The sequence below is a fragment of the Parapedobacter soli genome (assembly GCF_025460835.1).
Lineage (GTDB): Bacteria > Bacteroidota > Bacteroidia > Sphingobacteriales > Sphingobacteriaceae > Parapedobacter > Parapedobacter soli.
Genome location: NZ_JAMXAY010000006.1, coordinates 111,457 through 128,543, shown reverse-complemented (window position 1 = coordinate 128,543; position 17,087 = coordinate 111,457). Strand labels below are relative to the sequence as shown.

Sequence of the window (17,087 nt, the reverse complement as noted above, 5' to 3'; positions counted from 1 at the left end):
ATTTTTATCCGCTTGTGTGTAATCGAAGGATTTAATGTACATTTGTCATAAAGCAAACGAATATGGAAGCGATTATAATTCATCCGGAAAATGCTGAACAACTCAAGACCGTTAAATCAGTTTTGAAGGCATTGAAGGTTCCTTTCGAACCGCAGTTCAGTACGTTGCCAGATCATGTAATGGCCAGTATCGATAGAGGAACGAAGCAGGCTGTTCAAGGCAAGACCATTGGATTGGAGGCGTTCAAAGAGAAACATTTTTTGAAACGATAAGGTCAGCAGACCAGCTTTAATCTAAACTAGACTAACCCAATGCAATACACACTCCGATTTACTCCCGAAGCGGAGGATACCTACGATTCATTATCATTACAATTGATGGAACGTTGAGGAGAGCGCTTTGTGTTAAAGTTTGAGGGCCGTGTTTCCAAAGCGTTGGATACGTTGAGCAAGACACCCTTCCTTTATCCGGTAGCCATCGAGGAAACCCAGGTCAGGAAATGCATTGTACATAAAAACTGTTCGATCCTTTATAAAGTTAATGGCCGTGTTGTAACGGTGATTTGCTTTTGGGACAACCGCCAGGAACCGCTTTTTTAATTTAACGTTATGCCAATAAATACCCCTCCACCATTTTTGTCATCAATGTCGTTTTCAGACAAAGTGTTGTGCCGCCTGCCCCGACCAGAAATAGCCGACGGCGGGTCTACCTGAGGGTACGTATTTCGTCCATAGACCAAAGCGTTTACCACCCGTAAAGCGGGCCGAAACGCAGCGTATTGTGTAACGGGTTGTGGTACAAGTTATCGTTCTGCGTAGGTGCGAGAATAGTCACCGCGCAGGGCGAACCGCCTGCCGCACACTCAATTTGGCATAAACGGAGAAATTAGACAGGCTGATGCCATCGGCCAGTTGCCTGAGCCACGGTGTGAATGAAAGGCCGACCCCTGCTTGGCGGGGCGCGAACGCATACTTGGCCGCATTCCAGTGCATGGCATGGGCACCGGGCTGCGTGGCCACGCCCGCATCACCCATCCCCGCTGCCCATGCATCGGGTGCAATGAGCAGGAAAGGCACGGCGATGCGCACGTGGCTGTGCCTGCCGCCGTCGGTACGGATGGGCTGGGCGCATGCCAGCACCGGGCAGAGCACGAAACAGGTGAATGATATAAGGCGCGATCGCATGGTTAGCAGCTGTTATGGATGCACCGTAAAGGTAATAGTATCGGGACCGATTTCCAAATGTTGGTCGGGGTGTAGCGTTCNAGCACGAAACAGGTGAATGATATAAGGCGCGATCGCATGGTTAGCAGCTGTTATGGATGCACCGTAAAGGTAATAGTATCGGGACCGATTTCCAAATGTTGGTCGGGGTGTAGCGTTCTGGCAATGAGATACGTCCAACCAATAAAGCCAACGAATCGTTGGAAAATTGGATTCAAAAAGGCTATATTAGCTGATACTAACATTTACGAGCCGATACCTGTCGTTTTTAGCCGTTGACTAATATAATATCTATTGGGTTATGAGAATGATCAGTATTATTATGGTTTTTTTGGCTGTAGCCTGTAAAAAAGGGCAGGACGCTGTTCTCTTATCAGTAGATAAGGTTAATCTTTTACTAGATTCCAAACCAACAGATATCAGCTTTTCGGATGAGCATACGGGGTTTATCAGCACCGCGTATTCACCCAAATATGGTAGTTCACTCATACTGAAAACCACAGATGGTGGTATTAATTGGCTTGACGTTCCTGTTTCAATAGATGGTTCGGTAGCGATCAATTTAAGAAGTGTGTATGCCCATACTAGAGATACTGTTTTTGCCACCTTCAATACACATGGCCATTGTGGAATATGTGTAAGTACCGATGGGGGAAGTACATGGAATAGCTTGCTGAGCACTGATCAGATCTTGCCTTACACCGATGTTCTTTACCATGATAACCAAATTTTCGTCACGTGGTCTGGTGGGATTATTAGAAGCCGCGACATGGGTAAAACGTGGGCATCGGTATACCAGCCTGAGCAACCAGGGGGAAATGTCGGTGTGAAGTTGTTTACAAGCAAGACGACCGGGTATGCATATGGGCTGGATATCGTGTATTGCGGTGGAGATTGCCCCCCTTATGGTACTGGAACGCTTATAAAAACTACGGATGGTGGCAATACATGGTTTCGCCTCCCGGATATGCCTAGCGGTCCCACAAACCTTAATTTCATCGATGACCAGCATGGGTATGCGTTCATGTACGATGGTAACCTCTACCGTACAACAGATGGGGGCCAAAACTGGAAATTGGTTAGCGAACTGTCCGAAGGGAGGTACTTTGCATCGGTGCATCAGGGGCCACATATCTATTATAGTACGGGTGCATCACACGTCTATCAAAGCCCTTTGGGCTTACAGACTAAAACACTCATATTTCAAGATGATAGCGGGGAGAGTTTCGACTTCAAGGGACTGGCAATATCAAACCGGAAAATACTGTTTCTATCACAAGGGGGACAAATTTTAATTATAAACCTGAAATAATCATGCAAAGAATTGTAATCACGTTACTGGCTTTATTAAACTTTTGCTGGTTAATTGCTCAAGAGTCCGCGATGGTTATCGATTCAACATGAAATGGTGTTGCGAAGTTTGTTATAATTCCTGAAAACAGTAAACTTAGAGACACACAGGATTCAAAGAAATTTCTTGAACAAATTTTAGCTGCTATGGATGCCAAACAACAAGAGTTATTGAGTTGCATTACGATCAAGCCGGGATTGATGAGAGGACGGCCTACGGTTTCCGGTCAGTGATATCCTTGAGTTATTGGCAAGCGGTCTTACCGAAGCTGAAATATTAGAGCAACATCCTATTCTGGAACAGTTGGATATCCGAGCCGCATTACGTTATGCTTCCATGAAAGTAAAAAATACGGCCGTGATCTATGCCGCTTGATGTGGAAATTTGGTTGGACACCAATATCTCACCCATATCCGTCCTATGAACTACATGTTCGATTGCTGAATTATTTTCTTTCTTTTCCTTCAAAAAAGTCCGATACCCGCCCGATGGGGCGCGAAAGTATACTTGGCCGCATTCCAGTGCATGGCGTGGACACCGGGCTGCGTGGCCACGCCTGCATCCCCGCGGCCCTTGCATCGGGTGCAATGAGCAGGAAAGGTACGGCGATGCGCACGTCGCTGTGCCTGCCGCCGTCGGTACGGATGGGCTGGGCGTAACTCAACACCGAACAGAGCATGAGACAGGCAAATAAAACGAGGCGCAATCGCATGGTTAGTAGCTGTTATGGATGCACCGTAAAGGTAACGGTATCGGAACCGATTTCCAAATGTTGGTCTAGGTGTAGCGTTCCGGCAATGAAATACGTCCAACCAATAAAACCAACGAATCGTTGGAATATTGAATTCAAAAGGCTATATAGTTGATACTAACATTTACGAGCCGATACCTGTCGTTTTTAGCTGTTATTTTCAATTAAAAAAGAATTATGAAAGATTTCCGTGAGATTATTGTTTTGCTACTGCTGATTGCTTTAGTTGGTTGTAACCGCTCGGAATTACCTCAATGTGCTGATGGAATAACCATTCCCATCCGGACACCGTTTGGAGAGGCCACACCCTGTAATCCAGAAATAGAGGAAATTGATTATGAACAAGCGATTGTTTTTGCCAACCGGGAAGATGTCGAAAAGCTAAATTTTTGTTCTGAAGAAGTACTCGACGGGATAGATTTTGAAAAAGAATATCTGGTTGCGGTTCGGGCATGTTCAGCCTGTGGCATATTACGGAAACAACAGGTACGGCTGCATTGCGATCGGCTTATCTATTCGATTGAAATCGAGAATACAATCTGCGCTGCAATTACCTGTTCGAATTATTTTGTGGTAATCCCCAGGGAATATTTGAATTATCCGATAGAGATGGATATCACGAAGACGAACTAATTTGAAATCCCATGAAAAAATTTTGCATTCCATTATCCCTTTTAATCATTCTTCTGTTTTCGGGTTCCAGTTTAGCGCCAAATACATCCCAGCATCTCGCGGACGGGTTCAATTTCGCCCGAAGCAATGGCGTACATATAATAAACTGCTCATGGGGCCATGATGATTTGCAATCGTCTTTTTTGGACGATGCCATAGATAATGCACTTACCTTAGGACGAGACGGACGTGGCATGATTATCGTGTTTGCCAGCGGCAACAACAATTCAGCAACTTCCAATTACCCCGCGAACAGTAACCCGCTGATATTAAATGTGGGGGCCATTGATCGCTGCGGTATACGGTCGGGGAGGACAGACATTATCACAGAGGCTACCCCCTGTGATCCTTGGTGTGCCACTTGCGACCCGGGAAGCGCTTTTGGGAACACCTTAGATATTGTGGCTAGAGGGAGTACCGTTTCCACAGCAGACAGAGAGGGAAATGCGGGATACAATCCGGGGCAGACATTGATGTCGTTGTATTTTTTAAAGGTAGAAGGAGGATATATTGATATAATTCCCCCCGAAATCGGTAATGCTAGCGCTCATTGTCGTATTCGCGATTTCAGGTTGTTCTAAAAGCAACATTGACCGATGCTTTTCGTTTTTAGCCGGGTCACTTTACTAGTTATTGATTAATAAAACCTATACGGACATGGATACTTTTAATAGTAAAATGTGGTTACAATTTCTATCAGCGGGATTAGCTTTCTGTACGACTACATTAGTGTTATTTATTTTTTTAAGCTGTGGAAAAAAACACAGTATTTTTCAGCCCCAATGCAAGTCTATAACCTTTGATGAATCTTTGTTCCTGAGCGGTCAAGGAGATGAATTTGATTTCGCTAAGGTTAGTATCATTGATGATTGCCTTCATATTGTTATCAGGTATGGTGGAGGTTGTGGCAGTATTGTTACATCTTTAGTTGATTCGAATGAAGATGGAAATCCAAAACTGTTGGAACGAAATTTAAAGCTAATACTTAAAGACAATGATCCTTGCGAAGCTTCGATCACGAAGAAAGTCAGTTTTGACTTGAAAAACATCCAAGTAACAGGTAAAAACGAAATCCGCCTCAACATAATGGGGTGGCCTACTGCTATTTTATATAATTACTAGCAACCATTCTGATTATGAAAAGGACTCTACTATTGGTACTCGTTGTTCATAGCTTGGCATATGGACAGAACATTATGCCAGAAAAAGTCGGTGAGGAAGTCTATAAATCCTTTTCCAGTCCGCATCCGTATCCCGCCAATTTCGAAGGACAGGAGAAACTGGTCTGGCAACAGAATTTTTATGAAAAAGGAGCGAGTTACATCGCTTTTCATTTTAGTAAGATTGAAATAAGGGACGGGGATTATTTAATCGTTCGAAATCCTGAAAATACGAGACATTGGAAGTATACTTACGCAGAGGTTGAAGCCAAAGAAAATAACTTTTGGAGTATACATATTTATGGAGAAGATGCGGTCATAGAAATATACAGTAGAAATTCCAGTGGAGCCTTTGGATATGAAATAGACAAAATAGCCAAGGGATTTTCTGCAGATACGTTGTCGTTCGCGCCACGAGCTATTTGTGGAAGTGATGACAGTGAAAATGCTATTTGTTATCAAACCGCGGAGCCCTGTGTATATGATAATTCGAGAGCGGTGGCGAGATTGTTGATAAATGGCGTCTTCGCATGTACCGGATGGCTTTTGGGGGATGAAGGGCATTTAATTACGAACGAACATTGTGTAGCTAATCAAAGTGACGCAAATAATACCACTATCGAATTTATGGCTGAAGGCACAAATTGCACATCAAACTGCAATACTTGGTTTGGTTGTCCAGGTGTAATTGAAGCCACTTCATCGACTTTAGAACGAGTGAATGTCAATCTCGATTATGCATTGTTGCGACTTCCCACAAATGTTTCGGGTACATATGGGTTTCTTAGACTTAGGCCGGAGGGTGCTCAATTAGGCGAACGTATATATGTACCCCAACACCCTTCAGGTTGGGGAAAGAGAATTGCATTGTTTTCTAGTCATCCTAATGACGCTGGAGGATTTGCCCGTATACAATCACTTTCGGAGCCGGGGTGTTCATCCTCAAGCTATAACGATGTGGGATATTTTGCTGATACACGTGGTGGTTCCTCGGGATCACCCGTAATTGCGTATGGTGACAATTTGGTGGTTGCATTACATCATTGTGCTGATTGCCCTAATCGAGGCGTACCAATACAGCTTATCATTGATGACCTTGGCAACGATTTACCAAATAATTCGATTACTGCACTTGTTGGCCCCGATCTGCTCTGCACTTCCGAGACCTACACCATTTCCAACCTGCCTACGGGGGCTACCGTGACGGGATGGAGCGCATCACCTTCCGGAGCGGTTACTTTTTCCGGGAGCGGCAATTCGCGGACGGTGACTAAGGCAGGCAGCTTCAACGGCGAGGTGACGCTTACGGTTACACTGGCAACGGCATGCGGTAATATGCAGGTACAGCGGCAATTCTGGACGGGCTATGCCCAGATTAAAGAGATACTTTACGGATCGATGACCGTGCCACCCAATACGCTCGTGCCGCTTGCCATCTACATGCAGCCCGATGGCGCCTTGGGCGGGCACCTCTACCGTTTCGAGATCAGCGGGCCGGGGAGTTACACGCACGTTGAATACGGCAACCACCACCATGCGCTCAGCTTCCCCTCTCCGGGTTTATATGACGTCAAGGTGTTTACCCAGAATGATTGTGGCTGGTCAACCGAGTACTATCCACTGTCTTTCTTCTGCAGCACCGGAGGCAGTATGTTCAGCGTCTACCCCAATCCAGCTAACGAAACGCTTACCATATCGGTGGGAGATGACGGTGTTTCCGGGCAGGCGCAGCTGACAGGCCAGGAAACTATATTCACCGTCATCCTCTATGACGGTTCCGGCCGTGCGCAACGGCGTGGTGAAAGCAAAGACGGTAAAATACAGTTTGAAACGGCAGGTCTACCGGAGGGCACCTATTTCGTGCATATCCATAAAGACGGTGAGGTCGAGAAACGGCAGGTTGTCATCCGGCATTGAGGCAACGACCAAAACGTTTACCACCCGTAATGCAGGCCGAAGCGCAGCGTATTGCGTAACGTGGTCGGCATTTCCGCTTTCATCCTGCCATCGTATTACATTGTATTACCAAAATTCCGTATATTTACGGCATGAATACTTTGACACTCAAGGTGCCTGCATCCCTGGAAAAGGATCGACAGAATACTGTCCGTTTCATCGCAGCCAAACTATACGAATCGGATAAGTTGACGTTGGGGCAGGCCGCCCAGATGGCTGGTATGAAGAAATGGGATTTCGCTGAAATCCTAGTGGATTATGGTATCCATTATTTAGAGCCCGCCTTGCGTGAGGACCTGGAAATAGTGGAACGTGGGCGAAAATAAGGTTGTTATCACCGACACCAGCTGTTTCATCCTGCTTACTAAAATCGACGCTCTGGATGTGCTGAAAGAACTGTTCACCACGGTTTTCACCACACCTGAGATCGCAGAGGAATTCGGTGATCCGCTTCCCGAATGGGTAATTGTCAAACCCGTCACAAACCGAAAAACCTTCCATTCCTATCTTGGTAAAGTTGACCGTGGTGAAGCCAGTGCCCTTGTTTTGGCTGATGAAATACACGCTGACCTTCTCGTTATCGATGATATGAAAGCCCGCAAATTTGCCCAAAAGATTGGGTTCACTCTCAAGGGCACATTAGGCCTCCTGATTATGGCCAGGCAAGAGGGTGTCATCACCGAACTTCGTCCCTATCTTGGTCGTGTCCAGCGCACTAATTTTCGCGTGGCCAAGTCGCTAATCGAACAATGCCTCCGTATTGTCGGAGAACGTTGAGCCGTTTTTTTACATGGGTCGATTACGGCTGTTAAACTTAGCCTTTCTTACATTAAGTTGTTCCAAAAAAGAGAATTCTCCTTTGTGTATTTTCCAGACCTATTGCTGATATGGGAACAGGAAGACGATCCGGCCAGTGGTGCAAGCAAAGATGGTAAAACACAGTTTGAAACGGCAGGTCTACCTGAGGGCACCTATTTCGTGCATATCCACAAAGACGGTGAGGTCGAGAAACGGCAGGTTGTCATCCGGCATTAAGGCAACGACCAAAGCGTTTACCACCCGTAAAGCAGGCCGAAACGCAGCGTATTGCGTAATGGGTTGTGGTACAAGCTATCGTTTTGCGCAGGTGCGAGAATAGTCGCAGTGCAGGGCGAACCGCCCTGCCGCGAGCCCAATTTGGCATAAACGGAGAAATTAGACAGGCTGATATTGTCGGCCAAGTGATGAACCAGAAGATGAATTAAAATCCATTTGCCCTTGGCAAAATAGCATTGCTATCCAAAATATCCTGTCAAAAACCTATCTTTGCCGTTTGAAGTCGATTTGTATGCAGCACATCCGCAATTTCTGTATCATTGCGCACATAGACCACGGGAAGAGCACCCTGGCCGACCGTTTATTGGAGTATACCAACACCATTACGCAACGCGAGGCACAGGCCCAGTTGCTGGATAATATGGATCTGGAGCGCGAGCGGGGCATCACCATAAAGAGCCACGCCATCCAGATGAACTACATCAAGGATGGCCAGGAATATGTGCTGAACCTCATCGACACGCCGGGGCACGTCGACTTCTCGTATGAGGTGTCGCGGTCCATTGCCGCTTGTGAAGGAGCACTGCTTATCGTAGATGCCTCGCAGGGCATCCAGGCACAGACCATATCAAACCTTTATCTGGCTATCGAGCACGACCTGGAGATCATCCCCGTGCTGAATAAAATGGACCTGCCGGGTGCAATGCCCGAGGAGGTAAAAGACCAAATCGTAGAGCTGATCGGTGGAAAGCGGGAAGACATCATCCCCGCATCGGGTAAGACCGGGTTGGGCGTGCTGGATATCCTCAATGCCATCGTGGAGCGGGTGCCCGCGCCCGTGGGCGACCCGGATGCGCCGTTACAGGCGTTGATTTTCGATTCGGTATACAATTCGTTCCGCGGTATCATGGCCTATTTCAAAGTCGAGAACGGCGAAATACGCAAAGGCGACAAGGTGAAGTTCATCGCCACCGGCAAAGAGTACATTGCCGACGAAATCGGCACGTTGAAGCTGAACCAGGTGCCCAAAGACGTGATCCGCACGGGCGATGTGGGCTACATCATCTCCGGTATCAAGGAGGCCCGCGAGGTAAAGGTGGGCGACACGATTACCCATACCGCCCGCCCGAGCAAAGAAGCCATCAAGGGCTTTGAGGAAGTGAAGCCGATGGTGTTCGCCGGGATTTACCCGGTCGACACAGAAGATTTCGAAGAGCTCCGCGAGAGCATGCACCGGCTGCAGCTCAATGATGCCTCGCTCGTGTTCGAGCCGGAATCGTCGGCCGCCCTGGGCTTCGGCTTCCGCTGCGGGTTCCTGGGGATGCTCCACATGGAAATCATACAGGAGCGGCTCGAACGCGAGTTCGATATGACCGTTATCACCACAGTGCCCAACGTGTCGTACAAAGCCTATCTGACCAAAAGCCATGAAGAGGTGATCGTGCACAACCCCTCTGATCTGCCCGATCCGAGCAAACTGGAGTATGTGGAGGAGCCCTATATTAAGGCAAACATCATCACGAAAGCCGAGTTCGTAGGGCCGGTCATGTCATTATGTATCCAGAAACGCGGTATCATCGTGAATCAGTCATACCTCACGGCAGACCGTGTGGAGCTGGTGTTTGAGATGCCCATGGGTGAGATCGTATTTGACTTCTACGATAAACTGAAGACAATCTCCAAGGGGTACGCGTCGTTCGATTACCATCAGATCGGTTACCGCCAGTCGGATTTGGTGAAGCTGGACATCCGCCTGAACGGAGAGCCGGTAGATGCCCTGTCGTCGCTCATCCACAGGAGCAATTCGTACGACTTCGGCAAGAAGATATGTGAGAAGTTAAAAGAACTCCTGCCGCGGCAACAATTTGAAATAGCTATCCAGGCATCGATTGGTGCTAAGATCATTGCCCGCGAGAATATACGCGCATTGCGCAAAGACGTAACCGCAAAGTGCTACGGTGGTGATATTTCCCGTAAGCGGAAGCTGCTGGAAAAACAGAAGAAAGGGAAAAAACGCATGCGGCAGGTGGGCAACGTGGAAATCCCCCAGTCGGCATTCATGGCGGTACTGAAATTGGATTGACGTGAGTACTGAGTATTTAGTACTGAGTACATAGATTTCTTTGCTCGCCTTAACCGGGCTGAAAAGTTGAATGATAAGCTAATAACACGTTGGTGAGGCTAATTACTAATTACTAACTACTAAGTACTGACTATGCAATTACTCGACGGAAAGCTGGTATCAGCAGCGATTAAAGAAGATATCAAACGGGAAGCCGCTTCATTTCTGGTATCCACCGGCCGGCGGCCGCATTTGGTGGCCATTTTGGTGGGTAATGACGGAGCCAGCGAGACCTACGTGGCAAGCAAGATGCGCAACTGTGAGCTCGTTGGCTTTGAATCGACCAATATCCACTACGAAGAAAGCATTACGGAAGCGGAGCTGATTGCGAAAATCAAAGAACTCAATGCGGATCGCGGGGTCGATGGGCTCATCGTGCAGCTTCCGCTGCCTAAGCACATCAACGCCGACCGTATTACCGAGGCCATCGATTACCGTAAGGACGTGGATGGTTTCCATCCGATAAACCTTGGCCGCATGCAGCGTAACCTACCCTGTTTTATCCCGGCCACTCCTTACGGCATTATGTTGATGCTGGATCACTATGGCATCGATACCACCGGCATGCATGCGGTAGTGGTGGGGCGCAGCAACATCGTGGGGAGCCCCATGAGCATCCTGCTGGCACGCAATGCGGCGCCGGGCAACTGCACGGTAACGCTGACCCATAGCCGCACAAAAAACATCAAGGAAGAAGTACTGCGGGCCGATATCATTGTGGCGGCCATCGGGAAGAAGCATTTCATCACGGCAGATATGGTTAAGGAAGGTGCTATCGTTATCGATGTGGGCATCAACCGCGAAACCAGCAGCCTCACCAAGTCGGGCTATAAGCTATACGGTGATGTCGACTTCGATCAGGTGGCCCCGAAATCGTCGTGGATCACACCGGTGCCGGGTGGGGTGGGGCTGATGACCATTGTGGGCCTATTGAAGAATACGCTGGAAGCCGCAAAGGGAAGCGTGTATTAAACGGAAATGAAACTGCTCATTGTTGAAGACGAAAAGGGGCTGCGCGATAACATAGCCCAATTCCTCAATAAGGAACAGTATATTGTGGAGGTTGCTGCCAGTTTCCAGGCAGCCACCGAAAAAATATCGCTTTATGATTACGACTGCATCCTGCTTGATGTCGGGTTGCCGGACGGGAACGGCCTTAACCTCTTGCGGGAGCTGAAGTCAAAGCAAAAGCGCGATAACGTCATCATTATTTCTGCCAAAGATTCGTTGGATGATAAACTCGAAGGGCTTGAGCTCGGTGCCGACGATTACCTGACGAAACCATTCCACCTGGCTGAACTCAACGCCCGCATCAAGGCGGTGTTACGCCGCAAAGCGCTGGGCGGGGGCAACATTGTACGCCTAGGCAATATGCAGCTCGATTTCGACTCACGCACGCTGAGCGTGGATAGTACGGAAGTGCACCTTAACCGCAAGGAATTTGATATCCTGGCTTTCTTCGTGGTAAATAAAAACCGGCTTATCTATAAATCTGCACTGGCCGAGCACGTGTGGGGCGATCACATGGACAACGCAGATAACTTCGATTTCATCTACTCCCAGATAAAGAACCTCCGCAAAAAGCTCAAAAATCACGGAGCCAACCTAGAAATCCAAGCCATATACGGGGTGGGGTATAAGCTGACCGTGTAGATGAAGCTGCTCAACCATACGCTGCTGTACCTCTCTGCTTCGCTGATTTTCATCCTGAGTATTTGGGCAGTGGTCTTCTATTTCAGCATGATGGATGAGGTCTACGACAGCATCGACGATGGGCTGGAAAACTATAAGATGCTCATCATCAAAAAGGCGTCGCGCGATTCGACCCTGCTTCAGAAGAACCGCTTCGATGAGAGCAATTATGCCATACGGCCCATTCCCCGCGACATTGCATTGCAGGCCACCGAAGATTTCCGCGATACATCGATGTATATGGAGTATGATGAAGACTATGAGGTGGTGCGTATGCTCACCACCTACTTCTCCACGCCGGATGAACAGTACTACGAGCTGAAGATCATAGCCTCCATGGTAGAGGGTGAGGACTTGCTGGGCGACTTGCTCCACGCCCTGGTGTGGCTGTACGTAGCAGTGATTGCGAGCGCATTTATCATTAATAACTGGGTGTTGCGCAAAATCTGGCGCCCGTTTTACCGGCTGCAGCACGAGTTGCGTGGGTTTAAGCTGGGTGTAGACAAAACGTTCAACCCGCCGCAAACCAAAGTGGCTGAGTTTAAAGACATGAACGATACCGTGGCTGAATTACTTAGGGCCAACATTGCGGTTTTCCAGCAGCAGAAGCAGTTCCTTGAGAATGCCTCACACGAGCTACAGACACCTTTAGCAATTGCCATCAACAAACTTGAGCTACTGCTGGAGCAGTCGCAGGGCGATGATGCGCAGCAACTGGCTAATGCTATTCATTATCTGGAGCGGATGACCAGGCTCAACAAATCGTTGCTATTGCTTTCTAAAATCGAAAACCGGCAGTTTGCTGCAGAAGCACGGATTGATTTCAATGCCCGGCTGCAGCAGCAGGTAGCCGATTTTTCCGAGCTGCTTCACTACCGGCACATCGACGTGGAGATTACCGACGAAGCCCCGTTGGTGCGATATTTCAATCCGGATTTGGCCGATGTGTTGATCACCAACCTGTTGAAGAACGCCGTTGTGCATAACCATGATGGCGGACAGATCCGGATTGTGGTGAAGGCTGATCGCTTTGAGATAGCGAATACGGGGGCTGCGCAGCCATTGGACGCGGAAAAGATGTTCGCGCGATTCTACCGGTCGTCAGACAGTTCCACATCTACGGGTCTTGGTTTGGCTGTGGCAAAAGCCATTGCCCAGCTGCACCGCGCTGAACTGACCTACCGGTATGGGGGCGGCTTGCACCGGTTTACGTTCAGGCTACCTAGTTGATGTAGTCGTTATCGTCTTGGCTTAGCGGTTTGTTTACCTCAAAAGAAGGGTCGTCGGTTTCATATTGCTCGTCAAGATGCTTCTTTTTGGGCCGCCGGCCCACCAAGAACCCTACCACTGCACCAATAAAGAACATTGTACCCAGTACGGCGAGCTTCGGGACAGATCGCGTGCCGAATATCCAGAAGTCCACTTCGTCCATATTTTTCATTAAGATGACGGTAACCAACACGGTCAGTACGATGATGGAAATGGTTTTTGCGCTCATGGCTTTCTTTTGAATTTTATTACCAAAGTAACAAAATCTTTATCGAATACGGCCCCATAGCGTTAACATTTTTTAACTTTTTTGCTATTGATAATTTGATTATATGGCTAAACATCGTATTTTTGCAGAAGCGATAGAATTAGACACACATAAAGCACATTTTTAAGCACGCATTGATTGGATTCTTTCACTGATTTACTGTATAAATCGTTTGCCTGATGAATCAGATTGATTTGGTGGGATTGGTGCTGGTATATTAAAGCCAGCCTTTCGGCTTAGGATTGTTGCGTTGCACCTTAGGTTAACGTGAAGACAATGTTCGAAGAGAAATTTGCGGCGCCCGTATCATTGGCGGTGTCACAATTTCAGTTAAGATTTTATTCACTTATTATTAAACCCGGCGAGTAGGTCGCTGTGGTTAAATGATATTATTCTCAATTTTTTATTTTTTAACCAAATTCACAAACGCATGAAACAAAAATTACTATGTTTCTTTATGTTGGGGGTACTGCTGATCGGATCGGCGTATGCCCAAGACAGGAGAATCAGCGGGAGGGTTACGTCATCAGACGATGGTGAACCGATTGCTGGTGTATCCGTATTAGCTGTTGGCGCAAGCGTAGCCAGTCAAACCGATGGACTGGGTACATTTTCGATTACAGTCCCCTCTACCGTAAAGGCACTGGAATTTCGTTATTTGGGATACGTTTCCCAAACGGTTAACATCGAGTCCAGTGACTACGTAACGGTTGCCCTAGGCACCGATGCCACGACGTTGGAAGAAGTGGTGGTGACAGGTGTTGGTGTTGCCACTGAGCGTAAGCGGGTGGCGATAGCTGTTGAGTCTCTGGATGCTTCGGATTTACCGCAGGCACCCCAAGGATCATTGGACCAAGCGCTCGTCGGTAAAATTGCTGGTGCACAGATATCTGCAACTTCTGGCCAGCCTGGGCAACAGGCGTCGATTTTACTGCGTGGAATCAATACCCTGCAGGGAACACAACCTATGATTCTTGTTGATGGCGTGCAGATCAATGCAGGCGGTTCGACCATCGGGTCTGACCAAAACGTTTCTTCGCGTCTTTCCGATCTGGATTTGGCCAACGTTGAACGTGTGGAAGTGATCCAGGGTGCGGCAGCGGGAACGATATACGGAGCTCAGGGTGCAAATGGCGTAATCCAGATTTTCACCAAGCGGGGGAAAAGAGGGCAACGCCCGTCAATCACCATTAATTCGAGGGCTTCCTTTGACAATGCCCTTAGAGGTAACCTGGATTTTGCAAAAAAACATCGATACAATGTAGATGCGCAAGGGTATATCCTGGATGCATCTGGAAATCGGATCGTAAGAGACGATAATGGCGGATGGTCAATCCCAGGTAACCCGACCATCGATGGCGAATTGAAAAACGATAAGCCTTATATGGAACAAACTTATGACCACTTGGGGCAATTGTTTATATCGAACGCATTAACGCACAATACCAACGTAAGTATTGCCGGCGGTGGAGATGCAATTGATTACGCTGTCACTCTGTCCCACTTGAATCAACAAAGTATTGTTTATGGGAAAAACAAACGGTACAATGTTTCTACCAATTTGGGTGCCGAGCTGTTCAAGAATTTCACGGTGCGGAGCATTACGCAATTGGTACATGGCAATAATACAACCGGAGGGGTTACAGGTGCTAATAACATCTACAGTGGTATCGGCTCGGCCTCGTTGGCAAAGCCATATTGGGATCTGACCTTCAAGAATGCTGATGGACATTACGTTGCCGATCCCGAGAATTCGAACTCTGTAAATCCGTTTTACACGCAGCAGTTTAATCCATTGACGGGTGTTACCAACCGGATTGTACAGAACTTTAATCTTAACTATAAGTTCGAACGTTTTTTGGAGTTGGACTATAAGTACGGTATTGACAATACCCGGTTTGATTATACCGATTTTGTCAAGTACCAAGAAGATGTGCAAACACCGGGGGCCAAAATCCCCTCCACGACCGGTGCACTCATGCATCGGAATGACAATGATACTTATCAGAACTCATTGCTGAGTGCCTTTATCAGGACTGATTTTCAAAAAGACTTCGGCTCTGACTTGCCGATCCAAACCAGTACACACCTCGCGTTTGATTGGAGAAAAACCGATGAAAGCAGGATAACAGCCCAAGCATCGGGTTTTGCTGCGTTTCCGCCGTACACACTCCGTTCAGGCGATGAACAGTCTGTAGATGAATTTATTGGCGAATTCATTACGTATGGTTATTTAGTTAATCAGCGTATCGATTATGGTTCGCTGTTCGGTGTATCCGGCGGACTACGTGTTGACTATGCGTCTACGTTTGGTGGTGCGGATTTCAAGCCGTTTGTATTCCCCCGTGCAGACGCCTACTTCAATGTGGCTGATCTGATCAATTCTTCTTCCTTATATGAGTTGAAACTGCGTGGTGCATATGGTGCTGCGGGTACACAACCGGATTTTTATGCACGGCAAATCACCTTGGGACAGGGTAATATCGGAACTTCCGGATTTTTAGCCCTTGAATCTACCGCTAGGAACCCGAACCTCCAGGTGCAATCGTCTTATGAAACAGAGTTCGGATTTGATTTGGGTGCAAGGCTCAGTAACGGTGACTGGTTTAAGCGTTTGACGCTCAATACGACATATTGGTTCAGGACGAGCGAAAACGTGATTAGAACGATCGACCTGCCGCCATCTTCGGGTGCAACAGGTATTTTTGACAACGCAATTACCTTGAAGAGTGACGGTATCCAGATAGCACTCGACCTCGATGTGTTGGACAAGCCCAATGTAAACTGGACATTCGGAACCCGTTTCGGTGCCAGCAAAACCGTTGTAGATCAGATTTCTAACGGCAAGGATATTATTTTGGGATCGGGTGGTTCCGGTCAGTTTGTTCTACGTGAAGGTGCTCAGGTATCTACGTTCTTTGGATATAAGCCATTGAGCAGCATCGATGAAACGAATGCAGATGGAGAAAGGTATATCCCTGAGGCACAAGCAGGTGACTTCGAGGTGGTTAACGGTATCGTAGTCAATAAGAGTACGAAAGCGGTGCGGTTCACATCAGAAAATGTTGAAATAGGGAACCCTACCCCTTTATTTACAGCTACTTTTCTGAATAATCTGACGTTGTATAAAAACCTGAACGTCGGCTTCCAGTTGGATTGGTACTTTGGAAACGATATCTATAATCAGACCAAGCAATGGTTGTACCGTGACTATTTACATGCTGACCTAGACAAGGCGATTACTGTGAATGGTCAGAGCGGTGCATATGTAAACTATTACAACAGTTTGTACAATACCAACCAAAACAATGCTTATTTTGTTGAAGACGGAAGTTTCCTGAGGCTGCGTGATTTGACAATATCTTACAACTTTACCGATCTGTTAAAGAATACCAATGTATTCAAAAACCTTCAGTTATCAGTGACGGGAAGGAATTTGTTTACCATCACCAACTACACTGGCATTGACCCGGAAGCATCTGCATCATTTAACAGTGCTACAAGAAGAGGGTTGGATTTGCATTCGTTCCCGAACGTTAGGAGCGTTCAGTTTGGTGTGATGCTTGGGCTGTAAGATGTATAATTTGA

General features: G+C 47.4%; 17 protein-coding genes and 1 pseudogene. 15 read left to right on the top strand and 3 right to left on the bottom strand.

Annotated features, from left to right (window positions below; genetic code table 11):
• Nucleotides 1–62: 62 nt before the first annotated feature.
• Entirely contained in the window at nucleotides 63–272 is a 210-nt protein-coding gene (locus NGM62_RS04730) for a DUF2683 family protein (protein ID WP_262246193.1), read from the top strand.
• A 558-nt stretch (nucleotides 273–830) separates the two neighbouring features.
• On the opposite strand, the gene NGM62_RS04725 is transcribed toward NGM62_RS04730, so the two are convergent.
• On the bottom strand, nucleotides 831–1,184 hold the full coding sequence (locus NGM62_RS04725; RefSeq protein WP_262246192.1) for a hypothetical protein: 354 nt from the start codon (nucleotides 1,182–1,184) through the stop codon (nucleotides 831–833).
• 340 nt (nucleotides 1,185–1,524) lie between these two features.
• Between NGM62_RS04725 and NGM62_RS04720 the strand changes: the two genes are divergently transcribed.
• Complete coding sequence (locus NGM62_RS04720; RefSeq protein WP_262246191.1) at nucleotides 1,525–2,535, top strand: WD40/YVTN/BNR-like repeat-containing protein; 1,011 nt, start codon at nucleotides 1,525–1,527, stop codon at nucleotides 2,533–2,535.
• 261 nt (nucleotides 2,536–2,796) lie between these two features.
• A pseudogene (locus NGM62_RS22180) lies at nucleotides 2,797–2,949 on the top strand (DUF433 domain-containing protein); the annotation flags it as partial.
• A gap of 70 nt (nucleotides 2,950–3,019) precedes the next feature.
• On the opposite strand, the gene NGM62_RS04715 reads toward NGM62_RS22180, so the two are convergent.
• Nucleotides 3,020–3,286, bottom strand: a complete 267-nt coding sequence (locus NGM62_RS04715; RefSeq protein ID WP_262246189.1) for a hypothetical protein — start codon at nucleotides 3,284–3,286, stop codon at nucleotides 3,020–3,022.
• 216 nt (nucleotides 3,287–3,502) lie between these two features.
• Between NGM62_RS04715 and NGM62_RS04710 the strand changes: the two genes are divergently transcribed.
• The 11 genes from NGM62_RS04710 (at nucleotide 3,503) to NGM62_RS04660 (ending at nucleotide 13,192) form a co-directional block, all read left to right on the top strand.
• Nucleotides 3,503–3,958: a hypothetical protein gene (locus NGM62_RS04710; RefSeq protein WP_262246187.1), complete on the top strand. Its 456-nt coding sequence runs from the start codon at nucleotides 3,503–3,505 to the stop codon at nucleotides 3,956–3,958.
• A gap of 11 nt (nucleotides 3,959–3,969) precedes the next feature.
• Nucleotides 3,970–4,578: a S8 family serine peptidase gene (locus tag NGM62_RS04705; protein WP_262246185.1), complete on the top strand. Its 609-nt coding sequence runs from the start codon at nucleotides 3,970–3,972 to the stop codon at nucleotides 4,576–4,578.
• A 76-nt stretch (nucleotides 4,579–4,654) separates the two neighbouring features.
• Nucleotides 4,655–5,119, top strand: a complete 465-nt coding sequence (locus tag NGM62_RS04700; protein ID WP_262246183.1) for a hypothetical protein — start codon at nucleotides 4,655–4,657, stop codon at nucleotides 5,117–5,119.
• Between the two features lie 14 nt (nucleotides 5,120–5,133).
• Nucleotides 5,134–7,074, top strand: coding sequence for a trypsin-like peptidase domain-containing protein (locus NGM62_RS04695; protein ID WP_315975850.1), 1,941 nt, complete (start codon nucleotides 5,134–5,136; stop codon nucleotides 7,072–7,074).
• A gap of 131 nt (nucleotides 7,075–7,205) precedes the next feature.
• Entirely contained in the window at nucleotides 7,206–7,439 is a 234-nt protein-coding gene (locus tag NGM62_RS04690; RefSeq protein WP_262246181.1) for a UPF0175 family protein, read from the top strand.
• Nucleotides 7,426–7,890, top strand: a complete 465-nt coding sequence (locus tag NGM62_RS04685) for a DUF3368 domain-containing protein (RefSeq protein WP_262246178.1) — start codon at nucleotides 7,426–7,428, stop codon at nucleotides 7,888–7,890. The genes NGM62_RS04690 and NGM62_RS04685 overlap by 14 nt, the downstream gene beginning before the upstream one ends.
• 57 nt (nucleotides 7,891–7,947) lie before the next feature.
• Nucleotides 7,948–8,148, top strand: a complete 201-nt coding sequence (locus NGM62_RS04680) for a T9SS type A sorting domain-containing protein (protein WP_262246176.1) — start codon at nucleotides 7,948–7,950, stop codon at nucleotides 8,146–8,148.
• Between the two features lie 292 nt (nucleotides 8,149–8,440).
• On the top strand, nucleotides 8,441–10,231 hold the full coding sequence (gene lepA / locus NGM62_RS04675; RefSeq protein ID WP_262246174.1) for a translation elongation factor 4: 1,791 nt from the start codon (nucleotides 8,441–8,443) through the stop codon (nucleotides 10,229–10,231).
• A gap of 132 nt (nucleotides 10,232–10,363) precedes the next feature.
• The gene (locus NGM62_RS04670; RefSeq protein ID WP_262246173.1) at nucleotides 10,364–11,242 is read left to right on the top strand and encodes a bifunctional 5,10-methylenetetrahydrofolate dehydrogenase/5,10-methenyltetrahydrofolate cyclohydrolase; all 879 of its coding nucleotides are present in this window, start codon (nucleotides 10,364–10,366) and stop codon (nucleotides 11,240–11,242) included.
• Between the two features lie 6 nt (nucleotides 11,243–11,248).
• Entirely contained in the window at nucleotides 11,249–11,923 is a 675-nt protein-coding gene (locus NGM62_RS04665) for a response regulator transcription factor (RefSeq protein ID WP_262246172.1), read from the top strand.
• Complete coding sequence (locus NGM62_RS04660) at nucleotides 11,924–13,192, top strand: sensor histidine kinase (RefSeq protein WP_262246171.1); 1,269 nt, start codon at nucleotides 11,924–11,926, stop codon at nucleotides 13,190–13,192.
• Here the strand turns inward: NGM62_RS04660 and NGM62_RS04655 are convergent.
• Entirely contained in the window at nucleotides 13,185–13,460 is a 276-nt protein-coding gene (locus NGM62_RS04655; RefSeq protein ID WP_262246170.1) for a hypothetical protein, read from the bottom strand. The genes NGM62_RS04660 and NGM62_RS04655 overlap by 8 nt on opposite strands.
• Before the next feature lie 469 nt (nucleotides 13,461–13,929).
• On the opposite strand from NGM62_RS04655, the gene NGM62_RS04650 reads away from it, so the two are divergent.
• Nucleotides 13,930–17,073 carry a SusC/RagA family TonB-linked outer membrane protein gene (locus NGM62_RS04650; RefSeq protein ID WP_262246169.1) on the top strand — a complete coding sequence of 1,048 codons (3,144 nt, stop codon included), beginning with the start codon at nucleotides 13,930–13,932 and terminating at the stop codon, nucleotides 17,071–17,073.
• Nucleotides 17,074–17,087 lie beyond the last annotated feature (14 nt).

Bases quoted from the DNA above. Each gene is read 5' to 3' on its own strand.
- NGM62_RS04700 (WP_262246183.1), top strand. From the start codon at position 4,655: ATGGATACTTTTAATAGTAAAATGTGGTTACAATTTCTATCAGCGGGA.
- NGM62_RS04670 (WP_262246173.1), top strand. From the start codon at position 10,364: ATGCAATTACTCGACGGAAAGCTGGTATCAGCAGCGATTAAAGAAGAT.
- NGM62_RS04725 (WP_262246192.1), bottom strand. From the start codon at position 1,184: ATGCGATCGCGCCTTATATCATTCACCTGTTTCGTGCTCTGCCCGGTG.
- NGM62_RS04665 (WP_262246172.1), top strand. From the start codon at position 11,249: ATGAAACTGCTCATTGTTGAAGACGAAAAGGGGCTGCGCGATAACATA.
- NGM62_RS04690 (WP_262246181.1), top strand. From the start codon at position 7,206: ATGAATACTTTGACACTCAAGGTGCCTGCATCCCTGGAAAAGGATCGA.
- NGM62_RS04655 (WP_262246170.1), bottom strand. From the start codon at position 13,460: ATGAGCGCAAAAACCATTTCCATCATCGTACTGACCGTGTTGGTTACC.
- NGM62_RS04650 (WP_262246169.1), top strand. From the start codon at position 13,930: ATGAAACAAAAATTACTATGTTTCTTTATGTTGGGGGTACTGCTGATC.
- NGM62_RS04715 (WP_262246189.1), bottom strand. From the start codon at position 3,286: ATGCGATTGCGCCTCGTTTTATTTGCCTGTCTCATGCTCTGTTCGGTG.
- NGM62_RS04705 (WP_262246185.1), top strand. From the start codon at position 3,970: ATGAAAAAATTTTGCATTCCATTATCCCTTTTAATCATTCTTCTGTTT.
- lepA (WP_262246174.1), top strand. From the start codon at position 8,441: ATGCAGCACATCCGCAATTTCTGTATCATTGCGCACATAGACCACGGG.
- NGM62_RS04720 (WP_262246191.1), top strand. From the start codon at position 1,525: ATGAGAATGATCAGTATTATTATGGTTTTTTTGGCTGTAGCCTGTAAA.
- NGM62_RS04730 (WP_262246193.1), top strand. From the start codon at position 63: ATGGAAGCGATTATAATTCATCCGGAAAATGCTGAACAACTCAAGACC.
- NGM62_RS04710 (WP_262246187.1), top strand. From the start codon at position 3,503: ATGAAAGATTTCCGTGAGATTATTGTTTTGCTACTGCTGATTGCTTTA.
- NGM62_RS04695 (WP_315975850.1), top strand. From the start codon at position 5,134: ATGAAAAGGACTCTACTATTGGTACTCGTTGTTCATAGCTTGGCATAT.
- NGM62_RS04660 (WP_262246171.1), top strand. From the start codon at position 11,924: ATGAAGCTGCTCAACCATACGCTGCTGTACCTCTCTGCTTCGCTGATT.